The sequence below is a fragment of the Pseudomonas sp. TH39(2020) genome, from assembly GCF_016650715.1.
Classification (GTDB): Bacteria; Pseudomonadota; Gammaproteobacteria; order Pseudomonadales; family Pseudomonadaceae; genus Aquipseudomonas; species Aquipseudomonas mandelii_C.
Window position 1 is genome coordinate 216,437 of record NZ_JAEKFF010000007.1, and the last position, 24,760, is coordinate 241,196.

At 58.3% G+C, this 24,760-nt stretch carries 20 protein-coding genes; 8 read left to right on the forward strand and 12 right to left on the reverse strand.

Annotated elements, in window-relative coordinates:
- Positions 1-107: 107 nt before the first annotated feature.
- A complete protein-coding gene (locus JFU47_RS21380; protein ID WP_201185496.1) occupies positions 108-839 on the reverse strand; it encodes an autoinducer binding domain-containing protein in 732 nt (243 codons plus the stop codon).
- A gap of 331 nt (positions 840-1,170) precedes the next feature.
- Between JFU47_RS21380 and JFU47_RS21385 the strand changes: the two genes are divergently transcribed.
- Complete coding sequence (locus JFU47_RS21385; protein WP_201185498.1) at positions 1,171-1,947, forward strand: ferredoxin--NADP reductase; 777 nt, start codon at positions 1,171-1,173, stop codon at positions 1,945-1,947.
- Positions 1,948-1,980: 33 nt separating this feature from the next.
- Here the strand turns inward: JFU47_RS21385 and mscL are convergent, their stop codons facing one another.
- Positions 1,981-2,406: a large-conductance mechanosensitive channel protein MscL gene (gene mscL / locus JFU47_RS21390; RefSeq protein ID WP_201185500.1), complete on the reverse strand. Its 426-nt coding sequence runs from the start codon at positions 2,404-2,406 to the stop codon at positions 1,981-1,983.
- A 286-nt stretch (positions 2,407-2,692) separates the two neighbouring features.
- Between mscL and JFU47_RS21395 the strand changes: the two genes are divergently transcribed.
- Genes JFU47_RS21395 through radA form a run of 3 tightly spaced genes read left to right on the forward strand, consistent with a single transcriptional unit; the run spans position 2,693 to position 6,260 of the window.
- Positions 2,693-4,234 (forward strand): catalase, encoded by a 1,542-nt coding sequence (locus JFU47_RS21395; protein WP_201185502.1) that lies wholly within the window; start codon positions 2,693-2,695, stop codon positions 4,232-4,234.
- A 57-nt stretch (positions 4,235-4,291) separates the two neighbouring features.
- Positions 4,292-4,846: an ankyrin repeat domain-containing protein gene (locus JFU47_RS21400; RefSeq protein WP_201185504.1), complete on the forward strand. Its 555-nt coding sequence runs from the start codon at positions 4,292-4,294 to the stop codon at positions 4,844-4,846.
- Positions 4,847-4,892: 46 nt separating this feature from the next.
- Positions 4,893-6,260 (forward strand): DNA repair protein RadA, encoded by a 1,368-nt coding sequence (gene radA / locus JFU47_RS21405; protein WP_008149143.1) that lies wholly within the window; start codon positions 4,893-4,895, stop codon positions 6,258-6,260.
- 129 nt (positions 6,261-6,389) lie between these two features.
- Here radA and JFU47_RS21410 read toward each other — a convergent pair whose 3' ends face one another.
- Positions 6,390-6,758: a PilZ domain-containing protein gene (locus tag JFU47_RS21410; protein ID WP_140680997.1), complete on the reverse strand. Its 369-nt coding sequence runs from the start codon at positions 6,756-6,758 to the stop codon at positions 6,390-6,392.
- A 159-nt stretch (positions 6,759-6,917) separates the two neighbouring features.
- On the opposite strand from JFU47_RS21410, the gene JFU47_RS21415 reads away from it, so the two are divergent.
- From JFU47_RS21415 to yjiA, 3 genes are all read left to right on the forward strand, one after another.
- Complete coding sequence (locus JFU47_RS21415) at positions 6,918-8,984, forward strand: carbon starvation CstA family protein (protein WP_201185506.1); 2,067 nt, start codon at positions 6,918-6,920, stop codon at positions 8,982-8,984.
- A 14-nt stretch (positions 8,985-8,998) separates the two neighbouring features.
- Positions 8,999-9,196 carry a YbdD/YjiX family protein gene (locus tag JFU47_RS21420; RefSeq protein WP_007895266.1) on the forward strand — a complete coding sequence of 66 codons (198 nt, stop codon included), beginning with the start codon at positions 8,999-9,001 and terminating at the stop codon, positions 9,194-9,196.
- A gap of 170 nt (positions 9,197-9,366) precedes the next feature.
- Positions 9,367-10,338 carry a GTPase gene (gene yjiA / locus JFU47_RS21425; RefSeq protein WP_140893754.1) on the forward strand — a complete coding sequence of 324 codons (972 nt, stop codon included), beginning with the start codon at positions 9,367-9,369 and terminating at the stop codon, positions 10,336-10,338.
- A 103-nt stretch (positions 10,339-10,441) separates the two neighbouring features.
- Here the strand turns inward: yjiA and JFU47_RS21430 are convergent, their stop codons facing one another.
- The 5 genes from JFU47_RS21430 to JFU47_RS21450 form a co-directional block, all read right to left on the reverse strand.
- Entirely contained in the window at positions 10,442-11,149 is a 708-nt protein-coding gene (locus JFU47_RS21430; RefSeq protein WP_201185508.1) for a GntR family transcriptional regulator, read from the reverse strand.
- Between the two features lie 25 nt (positions 11,150-11,174).
- The gene (locus tag JFU47_RS21435) at positions 11,175-11,879 is read right to left on the reverse strand and encodes a FadR/GntR family transcriptional regulator (protein WP_123367761.1); all 705 of its coding nucleotides are present in this window, start codon (positions 11,877-11,879) and stop codon (positions 11,175-11,177) included.
- A 67-nt stretch (positions 11,880-11,946) separates the two neighbouring features.
- On the reverse strand, positions 11,947-13,260 hold the full coding sequence (locus tag JFU47_RS21440) for a C4-dicarboxylate transporter DctA (protein WP_123367762.1): 1,314 nt from the start codon (positions 13,258-13,260) through the stop codon (positions 11,947-11,949).
- A gap of 275 nt (positions 13,261-13,535) precedes the next feature.
- On the reverse strand, positions 13,536-14,789 hold the full coding sequence (gene glyA / locus JFU47_RS21445; protein WP_123367763.1) for a serine hydroxymethyltransferase: 1,254 nt from the start codon (positions 14,787-14,789) through the stop codon (positions 13,536-13,538).
- Between the two features lie 249 nt (positions 14,790-15,038).
- Positions 15,039-18,887 (reverse strand): sensor domain-containing protein, encoded by a 3,849-nt coding sequence (locus JFU47_RS21450; protein ID WP_201185510.1) that lies wholly within the window; start codon positions 18,885-18,887, stop codon positions 15,039-15,041.
- Positions 18,888-19,172: 285 nt separating this feature from the next.
- On the opposite strand from JFU47_RS21450, the gene ettA reads away from it, so the two are divergent.
- Positions 19,173-20,837: an energy-dependent translational throttle protein EttA gene (gene ettA, locus JFU47_RS21455; protein ID WP_140681007.1), complete on the forward strand. Its 1,665-nt coding sequence runs from the start codon at positions 19,173-19,175 to the stop codon at positions 20,835-20,837.
- 157 nt (positions 20,838-20,994) lie between these two features.
- Here ettA and JFU47_RS21460 read toward each other — a convergent pair whose 3' ends face one another.
- The 4 genes from JFU47_RS21460 to JFU47_RS21475 all read right to left on the reverse strand — a co-directional run bounded on the left by JFU47_RS21460 (position 20,995) and on the right by JFU47_RS21475 (position 24,581).
- Positions 20,995-21,489 carry a GreA/GreB family elongation factor gene (locus tag JFU47_RS21460; protein WP_140893757.1) on the reverse strand — a complete coding sequence of 165 codons (495 nt, stop codon included), beginning with the start codon at positions 21,487-21,489 and terminating at the stop codon, positions 20,995-20,997.
- Positions 21,490-21,559: 70 nt separating this feature from the next.
- Positions 21,560-21,916 carry a hypothetical protein gene (locus JFU47_RS21465; RefSeq protein ID WP_201185512.1) on the reverse strand — a complete coding sequence of 119 codons (357 nt, stop codon included), beginning with the start codon at positions 21,914-21,916 and terminating at the stop codon, positions 21,560-21,562.
- A gap of 217 nt (positions 21,917-22,133) precedes the next feature.
- On the reverse strand, positions 22,134-23,987 hold the full coding sequence (locus JFU47_RS21470) for an Lnb N-terminal periplasmic domain-containing protein (protein WP_201185514.1): 1,854 nt from the start codon (positions 23,985-23,987) through the stop codon (positions 22,134-22,136).
- Positions 23,988-24,092: 105 nt separating this feature from the next.
- Positions 24,093-24,581 carry a DUF3015 domain-containing protein gene (locus tag JFU47_RS21475; RefSeq protein ID WP_046048781.1) on the reverse strand — a complete coding sequence of 163 codons (489 nt, stop codon included), beginning with the start codon at positions 24,579-24,581 and terminating at the stop codon, positions 24,093-24,095.
- Positions 24,582-24,760: the final 179 nt, after the last annotated feature.

Below are 24,760 nucleotides of genomic sequence, written 5' to 3' on the forward strand. Positions count from 1 at the left end.
GCGAGACCGTCCGAGTGTACTGCGTCGCGAAGGTTCCCACGTCATCACTCAAGAAGGACCGCAAATGGTACGTTTTTTTCTTTTGGATTACTTGCAGGTTTTTTGGGTCAGCGTATCGCGCTGCTGTTGAGAATACCGTCCTTGGTCGCGGCGATGACTGCCGAAATCTTGTTATTGACCCCGAGCTTCAGAATCGCGCTTTGCACATGGAAATTGACCGTGCGTGCGCTGAGATTGAGGATTCTGGCGCTCTCATACGCCGTCTTGCCATCAGCCGCCAGTTTCAATACATCGATCTCGCGGGGGGACAAATGCGGCACGGGTGGCTTGGTCGATTTCCTGGGCAGTGACTGTGCGATCAGCGCATGCAGATGGCGCCCGATGAACACTGAAAAACCGAGATTTTCATACAGCTCAAACGCAGTGATCGGGCAATGGCTTCTGGCAAGGCTCAGAATACTGCAAACACCACTGTCCTCATCATGGACCGATTGCGACCAGCCGTGCTGCAATCCTTGTTTCTCAAGCGCGTCCCACAACCACGGGGTCTTGGAAAAAAGTTCTTCGCTCCAAAGGACAGGCAATCTGGAGTGATTGCAATGAGCTACTACCGGATCTATTACGCTGAAATTTTTTTGTTCATATTCAATGTTCCAGTCCGTAGGGTAGTTGTTGAGCTGGACTGTATTAAAGTGGTCAGTTTTTGTTTGGTATGTTGTTGAAAAGGCGAAAAATTTAAAACCTATATTTTTCGCGAAACCCAGTGAAATCCGGTAGGCAATATCAATCTCCGTTGCCCGCGATAACTGGTTGAGTTGTGACTCCTTCCACCTCTCCATTGTTACTCTCCATGTGTGACGTTACTTGGGGGTGCCTTTTGGATCCAAGATCGGGCACGAGCCGAGTGTAGGATGTTTCCTATGTTCGCGTGAGACTTTTTGGCTTTGTTTGCGATTTTTAATCAAGTATCTGGTTCTAACGTTAGGGGGCGTAGACAAAGAAAGCCGGCTCACTATCGTCAGACTTTGATGTATGTGTTAACCGAGTGGTGTGTTAAGTCGTGCTATGAAGTTAATGCGAATGAGGCCCTGGCTAAAGCCATTACAAATCACCGGTGTTTAAGCCCTCCGCTTTGCGGGACACTGGGCTATCTGTTGAATGGAGCACCCCATGACCGCCAGTGCAGAAAAATTCACTCGCCAGACCTTGCTCGACGTCCAGTCGCTGACCCCCAGTCTGTTCACCCTGCGGACCACCCGGGATCCGGGTTTTCGTTTTCGTGCAGGGCAATTCGCCCGGCTGGGCGTTACCAAGGCTGACGGCAGCACCGTATGGCGGGCCTATTCCATGGTGTCGTCGCCCTATGACGAGTTCCTCGAATTCTTTTCCATTGTGGTGCCAGGGGGGGAGTTCACCAGTGAGCTGAGTCGGCTGGGAGTCGGCGATACGCTGCTGGTCGAGCGTCAGGCCTTTGGTTACTTGACACTGGATCGCTTTGTCGACGGCCGTGATCTCTGGCTTTTATCCACAGGCACCGGCCTGGCGCCGTTTCTGTCGATCCTGCAGGACTTCGAGGTCTGGGAGAAATTCGAACGGATCATCCTGGTCTACAGTGTGCGCGAGGCCCGGGAACTGGCTTATCAGGACCTCGTCAGCGGGTTGGCCCAGCGCGACTATTTAGCGGAGTTTGCGCACAAGCTGCAATTCATCACCACCGTCACCCGGGAGCAGCATCCTGGCGCTCTGAGCGGCCGGATCACGGCGCTTATCGAAAATGGCGAGCTGGAGCAGGCGGCAGGGCTGGCGCTGACGGCCGAGCACTCAAGGGTCATGCTCTGCGGCAATCCGCAGATGATTGATGACACGCGCAAATTGCTCAAACAGCGCCACATGCACTTGAGCCTCAGTCGCCGACCCGGGCAAGTGGCAGTGGAAAACTACTGGTAAAAAAACGGCGCCTCAAGGGCGCCGTTGCTTGTTTTACTGATCTGTTGAGGGCCGATTGTTCTGAGCCTTGAGCAGATCGCGGATCTCTTCCAGCAGCTCTTCTTCCTTGGTCGGAACCGGCGGTAGCGTTGGCGCAACGGCCTCTTCGCGTTTCAGGCGGTTGATGGCTTTGACGCCCATGAAGATCGCGAAGGCGACGATGATGAAGTCAATCAGGCTCTGGATGAATTTGCCGTACGCCAGCACCACCGCCGGGATATCGCCGTTGGCTGCTTTGAGCGTGACGGCCAGGTCACTGAAGTCCACCCCCCCGATCAGCAGGCCAATGGGGGGCATGACCACGTCGCCGACAAACGATGAAACGATTTTGCCGAAGGCGGCGCCGATGATGATACCGACGGCCATGTCGACCACGTTACCTTTGACCGCGAAGGCCTTGAACTCACTTATCACGCCCATAGGTTATTTCCTTGTTACAGATGAGGTTGGTGACCGCAGTGTAAATCAGCAGAACGGGTCTTGCTCGAAACACCTCTTTACAATGCTCGGTGTTATCGACACATTTGCCAGTAATTAGTTTGCAAAGTGCCATCATTCGCGCGCGGAATACACGTTAACCAGCTGATTATCCACACAAAATTCTGAATCATCGCATTACGTTCTTTCTATTTATGTTCTGCGACTTCGACCTCTAGCCTCTGATAAGCGCACTTGGATTGCGCCTTAAAAAACAGAGGAACCTGAAATGAATTCGACCATTGGCCTCGGGACTTTTTCCCATCGGCGCACCCTTGGCGTTTTGACCGCCAGTCTGCTGTCTTTCTCCGTCAACGCAGCAACCCTGACCCGCGATAACGGTGCCGCGGTGGGCGACAACCAGAACTCGCAAACCGCCGGCGCGACCGGCCCGGTGTTGCTGCAAGACGTGCAATTGATCCAGAAGCTCCAGCGCTTTGACCGTGAACGCATTCCTGAGCGAGTGGTGCATGCCCGCGGTGCGGGTGCCCATGGCATCTTCAGCGTGACTGACGACCTGACTGATCTGACCAAGGCCAAGGTATTCGCCGCTGGCCAGAACACTCCCGTGTTTGTACGCTTTTCGGCGGTGGTCCACGGCAACCATTCACCGGAAACCCTGCGTGACCCTCGCGGTTTTGCCACCAAGTTCTACACCGCGGACGGCAATTGGGACCTGGTCGGCAACAATTTCCCGACCTTCTTCATTCGTGACGCCATCAAGTTTCCGGACATGGTCCATGCCTTCAAGCCTGACCCGCGTACCAACCTCGACGATGACGCCCGTCGTTTCGATTTCTTCTCTCATGTTCCAGAAGCCACTCGCACCCTGACCGAGTTGTACTCTAACTCTGGTACTCCTGCCAGTTATCGGGAAATGGATGGTAATGGTGTTCACGCCTATAAGTTAATTAACGCCAAAGGTGAAGTTCACTACGTGAAGTTTCACTGGAAAAGTTTGCAAGGGATTAACAATCTCGATCCGAAAGCCGTGACGAAAGTTCAAGGTAAAGACTACAGTCATATGACTAATGACTTGGTTACACATATTGATAAAGGCGATTTTCCGAAATGGGACTTGTACGTTCAAATTTTAAATCCTCAAGACTTGTACAAGTTTGATTTCGATCCTTTGGATGCAACCAAGATTTGGCCCGGCGTTCCAGAGCGAAAAGTTGGACAGATGGTCTTGAATCGTAATCCTGCGAATGTCTTCCAGGAAACGGAACAAGTTGCTATGGCGCCGGCCAATCTTGTTCCCGGTATCGAACCTTCGGAAGACCGATTGTTGCAGGGGCGAGTGTTTTCTTATGCCGATACGCAACTGTATCGTCTGGGGGCCAATGCGATGCAGTTGCCGATCAATGCTCCAAAGATTGCGGTAAACAACGGCAATCAGGACGGCGCAATGAATATCGGCCACAGCAGCACTGGGGTGAATTACCAACCAAGCCGTTTGCTGCCTCGTGAAGAGCTGCAAACCGCGGGCTACAGCCAATCGGCGCTGTCGGGCAGCACGCAGCAGGCGAAGATTCAGCGTGAACAAAACTTCAAGCAGGCCGGTGATCTTTATCGCTCCTTCAGCAAGAAAGAACGCAAGGACCTGATCGAGAGCTTCGGTGGTTCGCTGGTCACCACCGATGATGAGAGCAAACACATCATGCTGTCCTTCCTCTATAAGGCCGACCCGGAGTACGGGACCGGGGTGACCGAGGTTGCCAAGGGGGATCTGAGCCGGGTCAAGGCTCTGGCCGCCAAACTGGTTGACTGATTTTTCAGCCTGAAGCGGGGCCTCATGCGAGGTCCCGTCTGGCCAAGGAGCCTTGTCATGCGTTTTTATCTGTTTTTTTTTCTGGCGTGTTTGCCGTTCGGCGTGTTCGCCGGGCCGGCCACGCAAGTCACGAAAGATCCTGCTGCACTGAAAGCCCAATTGCAGGACTACTACTTCGATGCTGCCCGTCGCGGCGATGTGCCGATGCTCGAGACCTTCATCGAGGCTGGATACTCCCTGGATACTCGCGATAACAAGGGCTACACCGCACTGATTCTGGCTGCTTATCACGGGCAGAGTGCAGCGGTGGACCGATTGCTCGCTGCCGGGGCAGACGCTTGTGCTCAGGACACTCGTGGCAACACGGCGCTGATGGGCGCGATTTTCAAGGGCGAAGTACAGATTGCTCGAACCCTGCTGGCGACCAATTGCAGCCCCGATCAACGCAATGGTGCCGGGCAGACCGCAGCGATGTACGCCGGATTGTTCAAGCGCGTCGAGTTGCTCGACGCGCTCAAAGCCAAGGGGGCGGACCTTTACGCCGAGGATCCGATGGGCAATAGCGCCGCGCGTCTGGCCAGCGGTGAAATCCGCACCGTGGCGCCGCGCTGATCCGCTCCAGCTGAGCTATCATCGCGGTTTTTTGCCGGGAGTTCAGATGGCCAAGGCCAAGCGCATGTACGGCTGCACCGAGTGCGGCTCAACCTTCCCCAAGTGGGCTGGCCAGTGCGGTGAGTGCGGGGCCTGGAACACCCTGACCGAAACCATGGTGGAGAGCGGTGGTGCCGCAGCCCCCAGCGGTCGCACCGGCTGGACCGGTCAACAGGCACAGATCAAGACCCTGGCCGAAGTCAGCGTCGAAGAAATCCCGCGGTTTTCCACAGCGTCCAGCGAGCTCGATCGGGTGCTGGGCGGTGGTCTGGTAGATGGTTCGGTGGTGCTGATCGGCGGTGATCCGGGCATCGGCAAATCGACCATTCTGCTGCAAACCTTGTGCAACCTCGCCAAAGTCATGCCGGCACTGTACGTCACCGGCGAAGAATCCCAGCAGCAAGTGGCCATGCGCGCCCGCCGTCTCGGCTTGCCTCAGGATCAACTGCGGGTGATGACCGAAACCTGCATCGAGACCATCATCGCCACCGCCCGGCAGGAAAAACCCAAGGTGATGGTGATCGACTCGATCCAGACGATCTTCACCGAGCAACTGCAATCGGCACCGGGCGGCGTGTCCCAGGTCAGGGAAAGCGCGGCGTTGCTGGTGCGCTATGCCAAGCAGAGCGGCACCGCCATTTTCCTGGTCGGTCACGTGACGAAAGAAGGTGCATTGGCCGGGCCGCGAGTGTTGGAGCACATGGTCGACACGGTGCTGTATTTCGAAGGCGAATCCGATGGGCGCTTGCGTTTGCTGCGGGCGGTGAAGAACCGTTTCGGCGCCGTCAACGAACTGGGCGTGTTCGGTATGACCGACAAGGGGCTGAAAGAAGTCTCCAATCCTTCGGCGATTTTTCTTACCCGTGCGCAGGAGGAAGTGCCGGGCAGTGTGGTCATGGCGACGTGGGAAGGGACGCGGCCGATGCTGGTGGAAGTCCAGGCGCTGGTGGACGACAGTCACCTGGCCAATCCACGTCGGGTAACGCTGGGGCTGGATCAGAATCGACTGGCGATGTTGTTGGCGGTGCTGCACCGTCACGGTGGCATTCCGACCCATGATCAGGATGTGTTTCTCAACGTGGTTGGCGGGGTGAAGGTGCTGGAAACGGCCTCCGATCTGGCGCTGATGGCGGCGGTCATGTCCAGTTTGCGCAACCGGCCACTGCCCCACGATCTGCTGGTGTTCGGCGAGGTCGGGCTTTCCGGCGAAGTACGTCCGGTGCCGAGCGGCCAGGAACGCTTGAAAGAAGCGGCCAAACACGGCTTCAAACGCGCCATCGTGCCTAAGGGCAATGCGCCTAAAGAAGCGCCGCCGGGGTTGCAGATTATTGCTGTAACGCGTCTGGAACAGGCGTTGGACGCCCTCTTCGAATAACGTTCAGGTCGATACAAAACCTGTGGGAGCGAGCCTGCTCGCGGTAGCAGTATGTCAGTCGACTTAAATGTTGAATGTCAGACCGTATTCGCGAGCAGGCTCGCTCCCACATGGGTATGGGATTGGCCTTCAAACTTCGATCAGCGCCCCCAACTCCCGTTCGAGCTCCTGCGAGTCGCCAAGGTTGAGTTCAACCAGTCGCCGCAGGCGTTCGATGGATTCCAGGCTGATGTGTTTGCAGACGAACCCGAGCTGGCCATGGTCATCGTGGGTCAACATCACATCCATCTTGATCTCGACGTCCTCGTTGAGATGAATATCGACCAGGAAATGCCACTCCCGATTCCCCAACCACGGTTCGGGCTTTTCGATCAACAGTCCCTTCAGTGACAGGTCGATCAACTTCACCGGCCAGATGAATTCCCCCTGACTCAGCTCGGTTCGGGCATCGAACGCAATACGTTTGAAGCGGCGGCGATCGGCAGGTTGCTCGCTCATGGCGCAATCCTCGTAAATGTTCGCTGACTATAGACCCGCATCGTCAAAGGCTGCCAGCACAGTGATGGCTCAACCCATGTCGGGGGGATGGCCTTTGCGGCCGTTAGCGCTAAACTCGAGATGGCTGTCTTTCTTGTCCACCCTGGCTGGAATCATAAAATGAAAAATAATAATAGCCTGCTACGCCACCTACCCTGGCTGCTGCTGGCAATCCTGGGAGCGTGCGCCCTAGGTGTAGTGGCATTGCGCCGAGGCGAGGCGATCAACGCCTTGTGGATTGTGGTCGCCGCCGTGGCCATCTATCTGGTTGCGTATCGTTACTACAGTCTGTTCATCGCTAACAATGTGATGCAACTCGACCCGCGACGGGCCACCCCCGCCGTGCTCAACAATGACGGTCTGGACTACGTCCCCACCAACAAACACATCCTCTTCGGTCACCACTTTGCAGCCATCGCTGGCGCAGGGCCGCTGGTCGGTCCGGTCCTGGCGGCGCAGATGGGCTACCTGCCCGGTACGCTGTGGCTGATTGCCGGCGTGGTGCTGGCCGGTGCCGTTCAGGACTTCATGGTCCTGTTCATGTCCACCCGCCGCAACGGCCGTTCCCTGGGCGACATGGTCCGTGAAGAAATGGGCCGCATCCCCGGGACCATCGCGCTGTTTGGCTGCTTCCTGATCATGATCATCATCCTGGCGGTGCTGGCGCTGATCGTTGTAAAAGCCCTGGCCGAAAGCCCGTGGGGTATTTTCACGGTGATGGCGACCATCCCGATCGCGATGTTCATGGGCATTTACATGCGCTACATCCGCCCGGGCCGCATCGGTGAAATCTCCGTGGTCGGCGTGCTGTTGCTGCTCGGTTCGATCTGGCTCGGCGGGCAGATTGCCGCTGATCCGTTCTGGGCCAAGGCGTTCAGCTTCACTGGCGTGCAGATTACGTGGATGCTGGTCGGTTACGGTTTCGTGGCCGCCTCGTTACCGGTCTGGCTGATTCTGGCGCCGCGTGATTACCTGTCGACGTTCCTGAAAATCGGCACCATCGTGGCCTTGGCGATCGGCATCCTGATCACCATGCCTGAGCTGAAAATGCCGGCGCTGACCCAGTTCATCGACGGTACTGGCCCTGTGTGGAAGGGCGGTCTGTTCCCGTTCCTGTTCATCACCATCGCCTGTGGCGCGGTCTCCGGTTTCCACGCGCTGATTGCTTCCGGCACCACGCCGAAACTGCTGGATAACGAAGTCAACGCCCGTTACATCGGGTACGGCGCTATGCTGATGGAATCCTTCGTCGCCATCATGGCCATGGTTGCCGCGTCAGTGATCGAGCCAGGCGTGTATTTCGCCATGAACAGCCCGGCGGCAGTCGTCGGCGGTGACGTGGTGGCCGTGGCACAAACCGTCAGCAGCTGGGGTTTCGCGATTACGCCAGAAGCCCTGCTAGCGGTGGCCAAGGACATCGGTGAAACCACCGTCCTGGCCCGTGCCGGCGGTGCGCCGACCCTGGCGGTCGGTATCGCACAGATTCTGCACAGTGTCCTGCCGGGTGAAAACACCATGGCGTTCTGGTACCACTTCGCGATTCTGTTCGAAGCGCTGTTCATCCTGACCGCCGTCGACGCCGGTACCCGTGCCGGCCGTTTCATGCTGCAAGACTTGCTCGGTTCCTTCGTGCCAGCGCTGAAACGCACCGAATCCTGGACCGCCAACCTGATCGCAACCGCCGGTTGCGTGGCGATGTGGGGATGGTTGCTGTACCAGGGCGTGATCGATCCGCTGGGTGGCATCAACACCTTGTGGCCGCTGTTCGGTATCTCCAACCAGATGCTCGCCGGTATCGCGCTGATGCTCGGCACCGTCGTGCTGATCAAAATGAAACGCCAGCGCTACGTCTGGGTCACCATGCTGCCCGCCGTGTGGTTGCTGGTCTGCACCACCACCGCCGGCTTCATCAAGCTGTTCGACGCCAACCCGGCGATCGGCTTCCTGTCGCTGGCCAAGAAGTACAGCGATGCGCTGGCCAACGGTCAGATCCTCGCCCCGGCCAAGGACATTACGCAGATGCAGCACGTGATCTTCAACGCCTACACCAACGCAACGCTGACCGCGCTGTTCCTGTTCGTGGTATTCAGTATCCTGTTCTATGCGCTCAAGGTCGGTATTTCCGCCTGGGGCAGCAAAGAACGTACGGATAAAGAAGCGCCATTCCAGGCTCTGCCGGATGCGTAATCGAGGATTGCAGCATGTTCAATGACCTGAGTCGCCTCGGTAAATACCTCGGTCAGGCCGCGCGCCTGATGGTCGGGATGCCCGACTACGACAATTACGTCGAGCATATGCAAACCAAACACCCGGACAAACCGGTGATGAGCTACGAAATGTTCTTCCGGGAACGCCAAGAGGCTCGTTACGGTGGCAAGGGTGGGCCGAAGTGCTGTTGATCTGCTGAGTCAGATCATGATGTGAAGCAAAAAACTGTGGGAGCGAGCCTGCTCGCGAAGGCAATCGGTCATTCGACACTGATGTTGACTGACACACCGCTTTCGCGAGCAGGCTCGCTCCCACATTCGTTTTGTGTTGTTTTTTAACTTTGTGAAACAGGAGAACCCGTTTGTCCTCTCCCATCCCGGTAACGATCCTCAGTGGCTTTCTCGGCGCGGGCAAAACCACGCTGTTGCGCCACCTGCTCAAAGCTGAACACGGCCTGAAAATCGCCGTGATCGAGAACGAATTCAGCGACGCCGGTATCGACACCCAGCTGTTGGGCGACGAACCGGTGCAAGTGATGACGCTGTCCAACGGCTGCGTCTGCTGCACCATCCACACCGATCTGACCAAAGCCTTGTACTTGTTGCTCGAGCGCCTGGACAGCGGCGAAATCGCCTTCGACCGTCTGGTGATCGAATGCACCGGCCTGGCCGACCCGGCACCTGTGGCCCAAACCTTTTTCATCGATGAAGAGCTGCGCGAGCGCTACATCCTCGACGGCATCATTACTCTGGTCGATGCGGCGCACGCCGACACTCACCTGACGCAAACCATCGCCCAGGCGCAGATCGGTTTCGCCGACCGCTTACTGGTGAGCAAGCGCGATCTGGTGGACGAGGCGACCTTTACCGCGCTGAGCGAGCGCCTGACCCGCATCAACCGTCGCGCACCGATCCGCGTGGTCGACCACGGCAAAATTGACCTGGCCGAATTGCTCGACGTGCGCGGTTTCAATCTCAATGCCGACCTTGGCGGCGGCGTCAGCCTGCGTCCGGTGAGCAAAGCGCCGTCCATCGACCGCATTTCCAGCCTGGTGCTGCGCACTGATAAACCGCTGGATATCGACAAACTCAGTGAGTTCATGAACGAACTGCTGGAGGACCATGGCAAGCAATTGCTGCGCTACAAAGGCGTGTTGAACATCCTTGGCGAGCCGCGGCGCATGGTGTTTCAGGGTGTGTTGAAGTTATACGGATTCGATTGGGACACCGAGTGGGCCGACGATGAAACGCGCGAAAGCGTGATCGTGTTCATTGCCGATGATTTGCCGGAAGAGAAAATCCGTGAGGGGTTTGCGCGGGTAGCGGCGGAATAAAGTCCGACATTTTTAGCGAGTTTGATGCCGCTTTCGCGAGCAGGCTCGCTCCCACAGGGGAATGTATTTCAAATGTGGGAGCGAGCCTGCTCGCGATAGCGGCCTAACCGACAACACGATTCTGACTGAGTGTCGGTCCGGCGTTGAGTAACATCGCTTCCAAATGATCCAGATGCTGGCCCAGCAAGTTCTCAGCCTTCACTGCTTCGCCGCGTTCCACGGCTTCCAGAATCGCCTGGTGCATATGCCAAACGCAATAACCCTCCAACCCTACCTCAAACTGCGCAATCGCCAGCGAAGTCAACGGCACCAAGCTACCAAGAAAATGCGTCAACGGTGCATTCCCAGCCATTTCCGCCAACTGCAAATGAAACTCCCCCGATAAGCGAATCGCCGGACCACGGGCGGTGCATTGACGCTCGCTATCGATCAAGGCTCGCAGTGGTTTCAAGTCTTGCGTGCGGGATTGCTGGCAGACCAGGTGCACCAAGGTGATTTCGGTCAATCGCCGTGCATGCAACATTTGCCGGGTTTGCTCGCTGTCGAGCGCGGCGACGCGGGGCCGATGACTGGTCCGCAGGACGATGATCTGCTGATGGGACAGTTGCGTCAGCACACCACGAATGTCGCTGCGCCTGGCGCCGAACATCTGCGCCAGGCTTTCTTCCGTAAAGCGACTGGCCGCATGAATGCGCTGTTCGAGAATGGCATCGAATACCCGTGAGTAGAGATCATCCGCCGATGGCTTCCCGGTGTTCGTTCGGGGGAAGGGCAGGGCAGTGAGGGTTTGCGGTGAGGCGAAGCTGTTCATGGCTTGTCTCCAGTTCGAAGCGGACTCAACTGACGAGGTTGTCGTCCGGAATATTCAATTCGATGCCCATCCGCTGGCCTTCCCGAAGGATGTGCCGACGCATTTCGGCGCTGGCCTGGGCGCTGTTTTTACTGCGAATAGCGCGCACCACGGCTTCGTTCTCCTCGAGGCGCTCAGCCAAATGCTCCGGGGAGTTGCGCAGCACGTCGGCGCTTTGCTTGAGGGCGTTGCTGGTCTGTTGCACCACACTCTGGAAGATCGGATTCGAGGTCAGCGTGAACAGCTCTTCGTGGAACGCGATGTAGGCGTTCACGCCGGCTTCACTGTCGTTGGCTTCCAGCGCTTCGCGCATGTCCATCAGGGTCAGGCGCAGTTGTCCGACTTCCTTGCTGCTGATCGACTGCGCCACCAGGCCGACAATGAACGGCTCGAGGGTGTAGCGCAGTTGCAGCACGTCTTCCAGGCTCGCACCGGCGACCGCGCTGTCGTGGCTTTGGCTGTCGCTGAGATTGGCCTCCAGCACCACCACGCCTTTACCCGGCATGGAGCGCACCAGCCCGAGGGTTTCCAGCACGATGACGGCTTCACGCAGGCTCGGGCGGCTGATGCCCAGTTGTTCGGCCAACTCACGCTGTCCTGGCAGCATCTCGCCGGAGCGCCACTGACCACGGGCCAAAGCGGCCCGGAGTTTTTCTACGACTGAATTGACGACGGTTGATGTGGTGATCACTGTTCGCTCCATGAGCATCCAAAACGCTTGATGACCGTGTCTGCCCGTGGGCAGACACGGCGATTATTCAGAATTCCTGCTGATGTGCCGGGCCGACAGGCTTTCTCGGCTGGAAGGTATAACCCACCTGACCAGAAAGTACTTTGTTCGCCCGTTGGATATCGATGTCCTTTTCCCAGCGTGCGATGGCCACGGTGGCGACACAGTTGCCGATCAGGTTGGTCAGCGCCCGGCCGATGCCCATGAACCAGTCCACTGCCAATACCAGCACCAGGCCGACCACCGGAATCGCCGGGATCGCCGTCAGTGTCGCCGCGAGAATCACCAGTGCCGAGCCGGGAATCCCGTGAGCGCCTTTGGAGGTGATCAGCGACACCAGCAGAATCGTCAGCAAGTCGGTCATGGCCAGCGGCGTGCCGGTGGCATTGGCGATGAACACGATGGCGAGGGTCAGGTAGATCGAGAAACCGTCGAGGTTGAACGAGTAACCGGTAGGAATGACCAGCCCGACCGTCGAACTGCCGATGCCCAGATGCTCAAGCTTGCGCATGATTTGTGGCAGCACTGCGTCGGAAGATGCGGTGCCCATTACGATCAGCAGTTCTTCGCGCAGGTACTTGAGCAATGGCCACATCCGCAGGCCGGACAGGCGCATCACCAGGCCGAGAATCAATGACACAAACGCGAAACAGGTCAGGTAAAACAGGCCGACCAGGCTGCCCAGGTGTTGCAACGAGTCCAGGCCATATTTGCTGGTGGTGAAGGCAATCGCGCCGAACACACCAATCGGCGCCAGGCGCACGATCATGCCCATGATGCGGAAGATCACGTGGCTGAGTTCGTTGATCAACCGGGAAATACCGGAGGCCGCTTCACCCACCAGGTTCAGGGCGCTGCCGAATAGCACCGAAAACAGCAGGACTTGCAGGATGTTGTTGTCGGCAAAGGCACCGATCACCGAGGTCGGGATCAGGTCCATCAGGAACTGCGTGGTGGTGTGCATGTGCTGACCGCGCTGGGCGATGTCGCCCATGTCGGCAGCGGAGAGCTGATCCAGATGTATGTTCGCGCCGCTGCCGATGCCGGTGCTGAAGGCGAACACCAGACCAATCACCAGGGCGATGGTGGTCAGGACTTCGAAGTAGATCACCGATTTCAGGCCGATGCGTCCGACCTTCTTCAGGTCGCCGGCACCGCTGATGCCGCTGACCACCACGCAGAACACGATCAGACCGATGAGCATCTTGATCAGTTTGATGAAGCCATCGCCGAGCGGTTTGAGCTGGGCGGAGTATTCAGGAAGGGTCAGCCCGCAGACGATGCCGAGCACCAGTCCGAGAACCACTTGGAGGAAGATTGAACGCGAGCACCATCTGAGCATGGGAGGAATCCTGGTCGGTGTCCTGGCTGCCGACGCTTAAGCGCATCAGATTCAGGACTTAATTATTGTGGTCTTACCGGTATGTCCAGTGCAGGCGCAGTCTACGCTGGGTTTTTTCAGGATTACAAGTGGAAATAGAAAAATTGGCATGACCGGTCTGACCGGTTGAGCTGATCCCGTTGAAAATCAAAAGATCTCAATGGCCTTATATGGCAGGCGAAAAAAAACCGGCCATCACTGGCCGGTTTTTTCATTGCTGCGGTTCTGCGGGCTGATTAGGCGCCGTATACCGGCAGCTTCTTGCAGATGGCCTTGACCTTCTCACGAACGGCGTCGATCACCGCTTCGTTGTTCAGGTCCGCCAGGATGTCGCAGATCCAGCCGGCCAGCTCTTTGCACTCTGCTTCCTTGAAGCCGCGAGTGGTCACAGCCGGAGTACCGAAACGCAGACCGGAGGTGACGAACGGGGAGCGTGGATCGTTTGGCACGGAGTTCTTGTTCACGGTGATGAACGCTTTGCCCAGAGCGGCGTCGGCGTCTTTACCGGAGATTTCCTGCTTGATCAGCGACAGCAGGAACAAGTGGTTTTCAGTACCGCCCGAAACCACGTCGAAACCGCGCTCGATGAACACGCCGGCCATGGCCTTGGCGTTCTTCACCACTTGTTGCTGGTAAGTCTTGAACTCAGGCTGCAGCGCTTCCTTGAAGCAGATCGCCTTGGCAGCGATCACGTGCTCCAGCGGGCCGCCCTGGGCGCCCGGGAAAACTGCGGAGTTCAGCTTCTTCTCGATGTCGGCGTTGGCGCGAGCCAGGATCAGGCCGCCACGTGGACCGCGCAGGGTCTTGTGCGTGGTGGTGGTCACGACGTCAGCGAAAGGCACCGGGTTCGGGTAGACGCCAGCGGCGACCAGACCGGCCACGTGGGCCATGTCGACGAACAGGTAGGCGCCAACCTTGTCAGCGATTTCGCGGAAGCGCGGGAAGTCCAGAATCTGCGAGTAGGCAGAGAAACCGGCCACGATCATTTTCGGCTTGTGCTCAACCGCCAGGCGCTCGACTTCGTCGTAGTCGATCAGGCCGTTGCCGTCGATACCGTACTGAACGGCGTTGTACAGCTTGCCGGAGGAGGAAACGCTGGCACCGTGGGTCAAGTGACCACCGTGCGCCAGGCTCATGCCCAGGATGGTGTCGCCCGCTTGCAGCAGAGCCAGGTAAACGGCGCTGTTGGCTTGCGAACCGGCGTGTGGCTGAACGTTGGCGTAATCAGCGCCGAACAGTTCTTTTGCACGGTCGATGGCCAGTTGCTCGACCACGTCGACGAACTCGCAACCACCGTAGTAGCGCTTGCCCGGGTAGCCTTCGGCGTACTTGTTGGTCAGTACCGAGCCTTGAGCTTCCATGACCGCAGGGCTGGTGTAGTTTTCCGAAGCGATCAGCTCGATGTGTTCTTCCTGGCGCTGAGCTTCTTGCTCCATGGCGGCAAAGAGATCGGCGTCGTACTTGGCAATAGTCAAATCACGGCTGAACATGGCGGTCCTCAAGGATCGGGGCAGAAAAGGGGGGCATTCTAACCCAATGGGTTTTAGATGGCATATGAAAGGACATCATGTCGCAGACAAGTGGGCTTCATGACGGGATCAGCGGTGATCGTGCCGGCCTCTTCGCGAGCAGGCTCGCTCCCACAGTGGATCTTCAGTGATCACAAATCTTGTGTACACCCAAAAAACCTGTGGGAGCGAGCCTGCTCGCGAAGGGGGCATCAGCCCCGCCGCAAAGCTTCAGTCGAACATGAACAACGCATCATTGCTGAACTGCGCTTCAAACCGGTTCGCCGGCATCGGCCGCCCGAACAGATACCCCTGAACCTCGTCGCAACCATGCTCACGCAGGAAGTCGAGTTGCTCGTGGGTTTCCACGCCCTCGGCGATAACCGCCAGATTGAGGCTGTGGGCCATGGCGATGATCGCGCGGGCAATCTGCGCATCCTGCTCACCCGACGGCAGGCCGTCGACGAAGGTGCGGTCGATTTTCAGAACGTCGATGGGGAACTGCTTGAGGTAGTTGAGTGATGAGTAACCGGTGCCGAAGTCGTCGACTGCAATGCTCAGACCGAGATTTTTCAGCCCGGCGAGTATCTGCATCGCTTCGCTGACTTCGCGCATCAGGATACTTTCGGTCAGTTCCAGCTCCAGGCACGCCGGCGGCAGGCCGGTTTCCTTGAGAATATTGGCGATTCGCGTGCCGAGCTGGCCGTCGGAGAATTGCCGGGCCGAAATATTCACCGACACCTTCGGCACCCGGACCTTGGCCTGATGCCAGGTCTTGAGCTGACGGCAGGCCTCGCTGATCACCCAGTCACCGACATCCACCACCAGGCCGAGCTCTTCGAGCACCGGAATGAAGTCTCCCGGCGGCACCAGACCGCGTCGCGGATGGCGCCAGCGCAGCAAGGCTTCGGCGCCGGTCAGGCGTTTGCCATCGCCGCTGAACTGCGGCTGGTAATACAGCACAAATTCGTCTTGCTCCAAGGCATGACGCAAGTCGCTTTCCAGCTCCAGACGCTCCAGGGCGCTGGCGTTCATGTCGGCCTGATAGAACTGGAAGTTGTTCTTGCCACGCTCCTTGGCGTGATACATCGCGGTGTCGGCGTTTTTCATCAGCTGGCTGAGTTCGTTACCGTCCTGAGGGCTCAGGGCGATGCCGATACTGGCGGTGACGAAGAACTCGCGGCCTTCAAGCACAAACGGTTTCACCAGGCTGGCGAGAATCTGTTCGGCCACATGAATCGCCCGGTTCAAGGCAATTTCACGGTTGGCCCGCGGTTGCAGCAGCAAGGTGAATTCATCGCCGCCCATGCGCGCCACAGTATCGTCATCATCGACACAATCGAGCAGGCGCGTGGCCATTTCCTTGAGCATGCGATCGCCGGCGGCGTGGCCCAGGGAGTCGTTGATCGGTTTGAAGCGGTCCAGGTCGAGGAACATCAGCACTACCCAGGACTTCTGCCGTTCGGCCGATTGCAGCGCCGAGTGCAGGCGATCCTGGAACAGCGTGCGGTTGGGCAAGTGGGTCAGCGCGTCGTAATAGGCGAGGCGGTGAATCCGCTGCTCACTGGCCTTGCGTTCGCTGATGTCGCTGAAGAAGCACACGTAGCTGGCCAGATCGCCTTCGTCATCCAGCACCGCCGTGATCCCGACCCAGGCCGGGTAATGCTCGCCATTGCGTCGTTTGAGCCAGACTTCGCCTTCCCACGTGCTGTGCTGATGCAATTGCTTGAGCACGTACCGCAGATGGGCTTCCTGCTGCTCGTCGACGGTCAGCATGTTCGGCAACTGGTCGAGCACCTGCTCCACCGCATAACCGCTGACACGGCTGAAGGCTTCGTTAGCCTGGACGATGTAGCCGGCCGGGTCGGTGATCAGGATCGCAGAAGTCGAGTGCTCGAATACTGTCGCGGCCATGCGCAGGTCTTTTTCGGCCCGGCGTTGCTGGCTGATGTCGCGACCGACGCCCAGCACGCCTTCGAATGCACCGTGTTCATCCCAGACCAGCACCAGTCGCAGTTCGATAGGAATCTTGCGCCCGTCGGCCCGCAGGCAGTCGAACAAAAACAGTTGGGTCTGCACCTGGCTGCGCAACAGCGCCAGTTGGTCGGGTTTATTCAGCGCTTTGCTGACCCGGTCCATCAGGTGGTAAATGCCGGTCAGCTGTTGCGGGTTGGCGATGGTCGACTGCCAGCCGTTCTGGAAAATCCAGTCGGCGTCGTAGCCCAGCACGGCTTGCACCGACGGGCTGACGTAGTTGAGCGCCATCTTGCTGTCAGTCGAGAAAATCACGTCGCTGATGCTTTCGGCAAGCATCCGGTAGCGCTGCTCGCTGTCGCGCAGGGACTCACTGGCTTCAATCTGTTCGGTGATGTCCTTGGCCACGCCGATGATTCGCGTGACCTGATCGTGCTTGTCCCGCGCCAGCGCCTGTTCGCGGATGTCGAAGCGCCGCCATTTGCCGTCCCGGTGGCGGAAGCGCAGCTGGCATTGCATCAATTGTCTGTAACCGGCCTGCCGCTGGGTCTGGCGTGAGCGGTGGTAGAAGTCGGCATCTTCGGGGTGCAGCAGAATTTCCCAGAAATACTCGCCCATCTGGTGCAGTTCGGTACGGTTGTAACCGAGCGTCTGGCCCAGGTGGTGGTTGCTGAAAATCATTCGCTGGCTGATCACGTCTTGCACGTACAGATGATCCGGCACGGTGCGTACCACGTCGGACCAGAATCCTTCACGTTCCAGCAGGGACAGTTCGACGAGCTTACGACTGGTGATGTCGGTGATGCTCAGGATCACCGCTTTATAGTCGTCCTGGTCTTCCGGCAGACGCAGGACCAGCCACAAGTGCTGGTCGCGGCCATTGGCGTCTTGCAGTTTGATTTCCAGTTCAAGCTGTTTCTGCTGGTTGAGCACCGCGTCGAGCACTTGATCGCCGATGGCGGTGCCGTCCTGCGGGTTGCCGTCGATCAGCAGTTTCCAGGCTTGATCGCACGTGTTGACGTTGAGCAGTTGCAGGGCGACCAGGTTGACTTCGGTGATGCGCAGTTCCTGCAGCAGGTGCTGGCGTTGTTCCGGTGTATCGAGCCAGGCCTTCAGGTGTTCGCTGCTGTGCAACTGAGCCTTGTCGAAGAAGCTTTTGAGCCCGGACACATCGAGCACACACAGGGCGACGCCAGTGCCTTCGAAAATATCCTGATAGCGTCGACGGCCTTCGTGCACCTGGCGTTGGCGGCGGCGCATGTTCAGCAGGGCGATGAACGGCAGCAGCGAGAAAGCCAGGCCCAGAAGGCATTTGCCGATGAGCGCCGGCAGCAAGTGTTCGATCACCCGTTGCCGGTCGAACAACCCGCGCAGTTGCCAGTCGCTGCTGCTCAGGGGCACGGTCAGCACGCTGTTGGCCAGTTCATCCGCTGTCATCAACGACGGAGTGGCCAAGGGCTGCGCATCGTCGCGGCTGACGATCTGGTGATTGACGCGGTTTTCCACCAGCCACAGCGGGCGAATACCGGTTTCGTTTTGTTTGGTCAGCGACGAGAAAAATGTCGGCGTCAGGCGTAGAACCCAGTAGCCGCGGGTGTTACCGCTGGCCTGATGCAGGAGCAGATGCACCACCGAACCGTCATTGGCGTTGCTGAAATAATGGGCCTGGGCGTGACTGCGCCGGACCAGTTCGCTCAGATACTCGGCGTCGTCGCTGTCGTCGCCACTGTCATTGAGAACTTTCCCGGAAGGGCTGAGCAGCGCGAGGCTGAGCAGGTCCGGCAAGGACTTTTGCAGTTTGCGCAACAGCGCCTGCTGTTCGTCGGCGCTTTGCGGTTGTTCGACGATCGGTAGCAGGTTGAGGGCGATCTGGGCGTTGAGCGCCATGTTCAGGCTGACTTGCGAGGCCAGATCGGCGGTGTAGTCGATGGTGTACTGACGCTGGTTTTTCTGGGTTTCGCGAAGCTGATCCAGCAACTGCCAAAACAGCAGCGCGAGCAGCAGCAGGACGAGCATCGCCAGCGCGCCCTTCAAGGAGCCACGCAGGGGTGAGCCAGTCGCAGGATTGAGTGCGCTCACGGAAGAAGGTGGGGAGACATTAGACAAACTGTAATCCTGCGGTTTGGCTGGACTGGCGCGACGTGCACTATAAGCCGGACGCCCGAAGGGCGGCTAGCATGCCCTGAGTTGTGGCAAAGTGCCAGTCCCGCTCGGCTGGACTGCCTTCCGTCAATCAGGTAGCTTTGCCGGTTACGCGGGAGCGTTCCAGCTCCTAGAATCAGGCTTTTTTAGCGCGCACGCATTGATACCTATCAATCGGACGACGCGCACGGCCTGGCCGGGCATCGCCCGCGCCCCAATCATTCATCGTTCACTGACCCTAGGTTCTCCATGGCTCAATACGTATTCACCATGCATCGGCTGGGTAAAGTTGTTCCGCCGAAGCGGGAAATCCTGAAAAACATTTCGCTGTCGTTCTTCCCGGGCGCCAAGATTGGCGTACTCGGCCTTAACGGTTCGGGTAAATCCACCCTGTTGAAAATCATGGCGGGCGTCGACACCGAGTTCGACGGCGAAGCCCGTCCGATGCCGGACCTGAACATCGGCTACCTGCCGCAAGAACCGATCCTGGACCCGACCAAGACCGTGCGTGAAGTGGTTGAGGAAGCGGTCAGCGTGATCAAGAACGCCCAGGCTCGCCTGGACGAGGTCTACGCGGCTTATGCTGATGAAGATGCCGACTTCGATAAACTGGCCGCCGAACAAGCCAAGCTCGAAGCCATTCTGCAAGCCAGCGACGGTCACAACCTGGATCGCCAACTGGAAGTCGCCGCCGATGCGCTGCGTCTGCCGGCCTGGGATGCCAAGATCGAATTCCTGTCCGGTGGTGAGAAGCGTCGTGTGGCACTGTGCCGCCTGCTGCTGTCTGCTCCGGACATGCTGCTGCTCGACGAACCAACCAACCACCTGGACGCCGATTCCGTCGCCTGGCTGGAGCACTTCCTGCACGATTTCCCGGGCACCGTGGTCGCGATCACGCACGACCGCTACTTCCTGGACAACGTTGCCGGCTGGATCCTCGAACTCGACCGCGGCGCAGGTATCCCGTACGAGGGCAACTATTCGGGTTGGCTCGAAGCCAAGTCCGATCGTCTGGCTGCCGAATCCAAGCAGCAGTCGGCTCACGAAAAAGCCATGAAGGAAGAACTGGAGTGGGTGCGTAAAGGCGCCAAGGCCCGCCAGTCCAAATCCAAGGCTCGTCTGCAACGCTTCGAAGAAATGCAATCGCAGGAATTCCAGAAGCGCAGCGAAACCAACGAGATCTACATCCCGGCCGGTCCACGCCTGGGCGACAAGGTCATCGAATTCAAAAACGTTTCCAAGGGTTATGGCGATCGCGTGCTGATCGACAACCTGTCGTTCTCCATGCCTAAAGGCGCCATCGTTGGCGTGATCGGCGGTAACGGTGCCGGTAAATCGACCCTGTTCCGCATGCTGATGGGCAAGGAAACACCGGATTCGGGCAGCATCGAAGTCGGCGAAACCGTGCAACTGGCGTGCGTCGATCAGAGTCGCGAAGACCTGGACGGCAGCAAGACAGTGTTCCAGCAAATCTCCGACGGTTCGGATCAGATCCGCATCGGCAACTACGAGATCCCGTCGCGCACCTACGTCGGTCGCTTCAACTTCAAGGGCGGCGATCAGCAGAAGTTCGTCAAGGACCTGTCCGGTGGTGAGCGCGGTCGCTTGCACCTGGCCCTGACCCTGAAAGAGGGCGGCAACGTCCTGCTGCTCGACGAACCGTCCAACGACCTCGACGTTGAAACCCTGCGTTCCCTGGAAGAAGCCCTGCTGGACTTCCCGGGCGCTGCCATTGTGATCTCTCACGATCGGTGGTTCCTTGACCGCGTCGCGACTCACATCCTGGCGTACGAAGACGACTCGCAAGCGGTGTTCTTCGAAGGTAACTACACCGAATACGAAGCCGATCGCCGCAAACGCCTGGGCGAAGCCGCAACTCAGCCGCATCGTGTACGGCACAAGAAACTGGCCTGAATCAGGTTGGTTGCATAAAAAAACGGAGCCCTCGGGGCTCCGTTTTTTTTGGGTTTTCCAGTGAGACCGCGGCGCGGCCTTCGCGAGCAGGCTCGCTCCCACAGGGGAATGCATTTCAAGTGTGGGAGCGAGCCTGCTCGCGAAGGCGGCCTAATGGTCACTCAATATCTATATTCAAAACCTCAATCACCAAATCCCCCACCGGCCGCTTCCAGACCACCTCATCTCCGACCTGCGCGCCCAACAGTGCCCGACCCAATGGCGAACCCCAGTTGATCAAACCAGTGGCGGCGTCCGCCTGATCCTCGCCCACCAACTGCACGCACTGTTCATTGCCCTGTTCATCGGCGAACGTCACCGAGCCGCCAATCTGTACCTTGTCGGTCGAGGAGGCCGGGACGACTAACTGGGCGCTTTGCAGTCGCTGATTGAAATACCGCCAGTCACGCTCAAGGTCGGCCTGGCGCTGTTTGTCAGCCAGTTCACCTTTTGCACTTTGTTCATTGAGCAGGTTTTGCACCTCGGCGAGTTTCGCTTGAAGCTGGGCGAGACCGGCCGGCGTGACGTAATTGGGCTGCGCACTGACTTGCCGTTCGACGGGCTGATCGGCTTGCGCGGCGGCGTTATCTTCATTGACGAAGGCACGACTCATGGTTTTCTCCCGTTATAGGGTTTGGGCCATGGTCGCAGGCTTTTAGTTTCGACAGATATCTGTCAGCGACTTATTGCGAGCGAAAAGCACGAGCGGCGTCCTGGTCCTTCTGCTGCTGCCAGGCTTTGTCCCGGTCGTCCCAATGGTGGCTGCGATAATCCTCACGGTCCTCGCTTTCGCGCATCGCCTGACACTGACGGAAGCCATCGCTCCAGCCCTCGGCGTACTGCTTGTCCTTGAGGTAACGCGCAACGTTTTTACGAAACTCTCCGGTGAATGCTCCCGCCGCTTGCCGGCCACTGCTGCAACCGTCATCGAAGCCATCGGCGAAGGCCGGTGGATAACCCTTGGCGATCAGATCCTCGTGGGTCGTCTGGCAACCCGCGATCAACATCAGCAAACCCACCACACCCACGCAACGCCACATCTCAGACTCCCAGACCGTCAACGGCCTATAGGAGAAGTCTAGGAGTGGATTCGTGAGGTGTTTGTGGAAGGTCTGTGAAAAATCTATTGATCACCACAAAACAACTGTGGGAGCGAGCCTGCTCGCGAAAGCGGTGGATCAGCCAGCGTTGATGTTGACTGACACTGCGCATTCGCGAGCAGGCCCGCTCCCACAAGGGAATAGCGGTGCTTATGGGTTAGTAGTGATACCACTTCACCTCAAGCATCACTTCGTTCTCGGGCGAAGCCAGGTGACTGAATTCTCGCTGGGCACTCAGGCGCAAACCCAGGTTGCGCGACAATTCCCATTGCTGATTCAGACTCACGCTACGGCGCACTTCGCCGTTGGTGAAAAAGTCGCCCTTGGCTTCCAGGCTGAGGTTGCCCAATGGGTTTTTCCACAGCAAACCGCTGTTGAAACCCGCCGCCGGGGCGATGAAGCCAGCAAAGTCGTTGTTGTGTTCAATGCGCACGGTGCCCAAAGCAAAGCCGAGCATGTCGTCGCCCAGTTGCCAGGTCCCGCCGCCACCGCCATTGACGTGGCTGACCAGGGTTTCGTCGTCATGCTTACCCGGCACGCGCTCCAGGCCGCCGGTGACTTGCCACGACAGTGGCTGCAGCAATTCATTGCGCGGGGTCAGGGAGCGGATGGTCGCCAAGTCCAATTGCTGCAACTGCCAATGATTGCCCTCGTACTGGCGCAGCTTCATTTGCAGGATTTCGATCTGCGCGCCGAGGGGGAAGCTCTCGGCGTTGTCGTTGAGGTCGTGATAAGCCATACGCAAGCCATACTCGCCAAACGCCTTGTCGCCTCGAGTGCCGATACCGGCCTGCCAGGTGCGCGATTCATGGCCGTCCTCGGGCAGGCCGGGTTGCGGGATGTCCAGTTCCGGTGCCGGGTTCTGGTTGATCGCCCGCAGCAGTTCGAAACTGCGCTGCGCCCGTTGCGGATCACGCTCCTGGCCGTTGGCGCGGTAGCGCTCCAGGCGATAGGCAGCGTCGATGATCAACGCCTGACGATCCTTGGGTTGAGCCTTGAACGCCGGCTCTTGCAGTTGCTTCTGGTCGGCGCTGACTTTCAGCACCCAATCCTGTTCCTCAGTGGTCAGCGGCTCGGCGCGGCTCAGCAGTTCACGTTCGCGAGACGGTCGGTACTGAATGGATTCCACCAGTCCGGCTTCTTTCACCGCTTTGACGGTGTCCGTAGGAATCGCGGTCAGCGGGAATTGTTCGGTCAGTCGCAGGCTCGGGCGGGCCACTTGCAGCAGTTCCAGCAGACGATAAGAGCAGTTTTCGTCGAAGAAAAAATAATCGAACTGGATCTGTTTGAGCTCCCAGACGTGCTCGACCATGCGCTCGGTTTCTGCCTGGGTCAGATTGAGGCGGTACTCCCATAGATCGCGGTTCTCGAGACTGCGGTATTCCGAGAGTTTTTCTTGATAGGGCACCAGCGCAAACAAACCGGGATAGCCGCCCATCAAGCCTTTCCAGGCATACAGGATGCTGTTGTCCGAGCCTTCGATGTACGCGCCGAAGTTGATCGCATAACTGAGCAGGGCGGTTTGATCGGTCTGCACATTGGCCTGGTCGATGCGCAGCAACGTATGGCCGAACATCGACGACGGACTGTTCAGATACGCTGCAGGGAAAATCATCACCGCACTGTGGGGCGAAACATCCTTGAACCATTGCTTGAATTCAGTGCAGTCGAGCGTCGGCAGATCGGTCAGGTTGAGCTGTGCCTTGAGCCAGCGGGCGCGAGCCGGGTAGACGCATTGCGCATGTTTTTCGCCAGCACTGGCCGGGGCGTACAGCGCTTGCACGGTCGCCGCCAGCTCGCGGTCAGGATGTTCATTGCCGTCGGCGGCGAGGAAGAATTTCTTGTCGCTGACATAGCTGCGCCAGCCGCCGAGTTTGGCGGTTTCGTAGTGGCCCAGGGAAATCCAGAAGGGGTCATTGGCCAATTGCTGCAAACGTTGATTGTCGATTTTTGGCGTGGCAGACAGCGGGGCGCAGACACAGAGCGCCAGCCAGGCAAGGCGTTTGAGCATAGTGGGCAACTTAAGTCGAAAGAAACAAAGACCCAAAGGGGCAGGCCAAAAGGGCCAGGTTCAAAAAACAAAACCCGCTCCCCGAAAGGAGCGGGCGGGTCGAGCTTAAGCTTGAGTGGCGTACTTGGCCAGACGCGGATCGCTCTTCAGAACGGCCAGGGTGTTGGTATGCACGTCGTCAGCGGTCACGTCAGCCTTGCTGAAGATCTGCTGGAAGTGCTCATGAGTGACGGCGGCGAAATGCGCACGGTCTTCCGGCGCCACGCCCAGTACCACAGCGTAAGTGGTCAGCGCTTCGCCCTGACCCTTGGCCATGTCTTCGGACAGCTCGTTCATCATGCCATTCATGGCAATCCAGGATTTGCCGCCATAGGTCAGCGACGCATTAGTCGCGCAACCGTTGGTACCGGAGGTCATACCGAACGTTGCGTTGCCGGAAGTGCCGTTGGTGGTGGATGCCAGGAAATGAGCCGGGGTGCCACGCTGACCTTCGAACAGCATGTTGCCCCAACCGCAATCCGGGCCGCCTGGCGCCTGAGCCATGGCGTTGATGGATACAGCGGTGAAGAGAGTACCGAGAAGAATCCGTTTCATAGCTTTGTTCTCTTTATGTGCATACCAATGGACAAGGGGTCTGGCCCAATCCGGCGCCAGTGGGCCAGTTATTAATCCAGCCGCGCAGTTTGGAGTTTAGGCACGATCCCGGGGTTCCGTGATTTTTTGCAAAACATTCATTGAAAACATTGATTTGGCCCCGGCCCGCCTGGGGATGT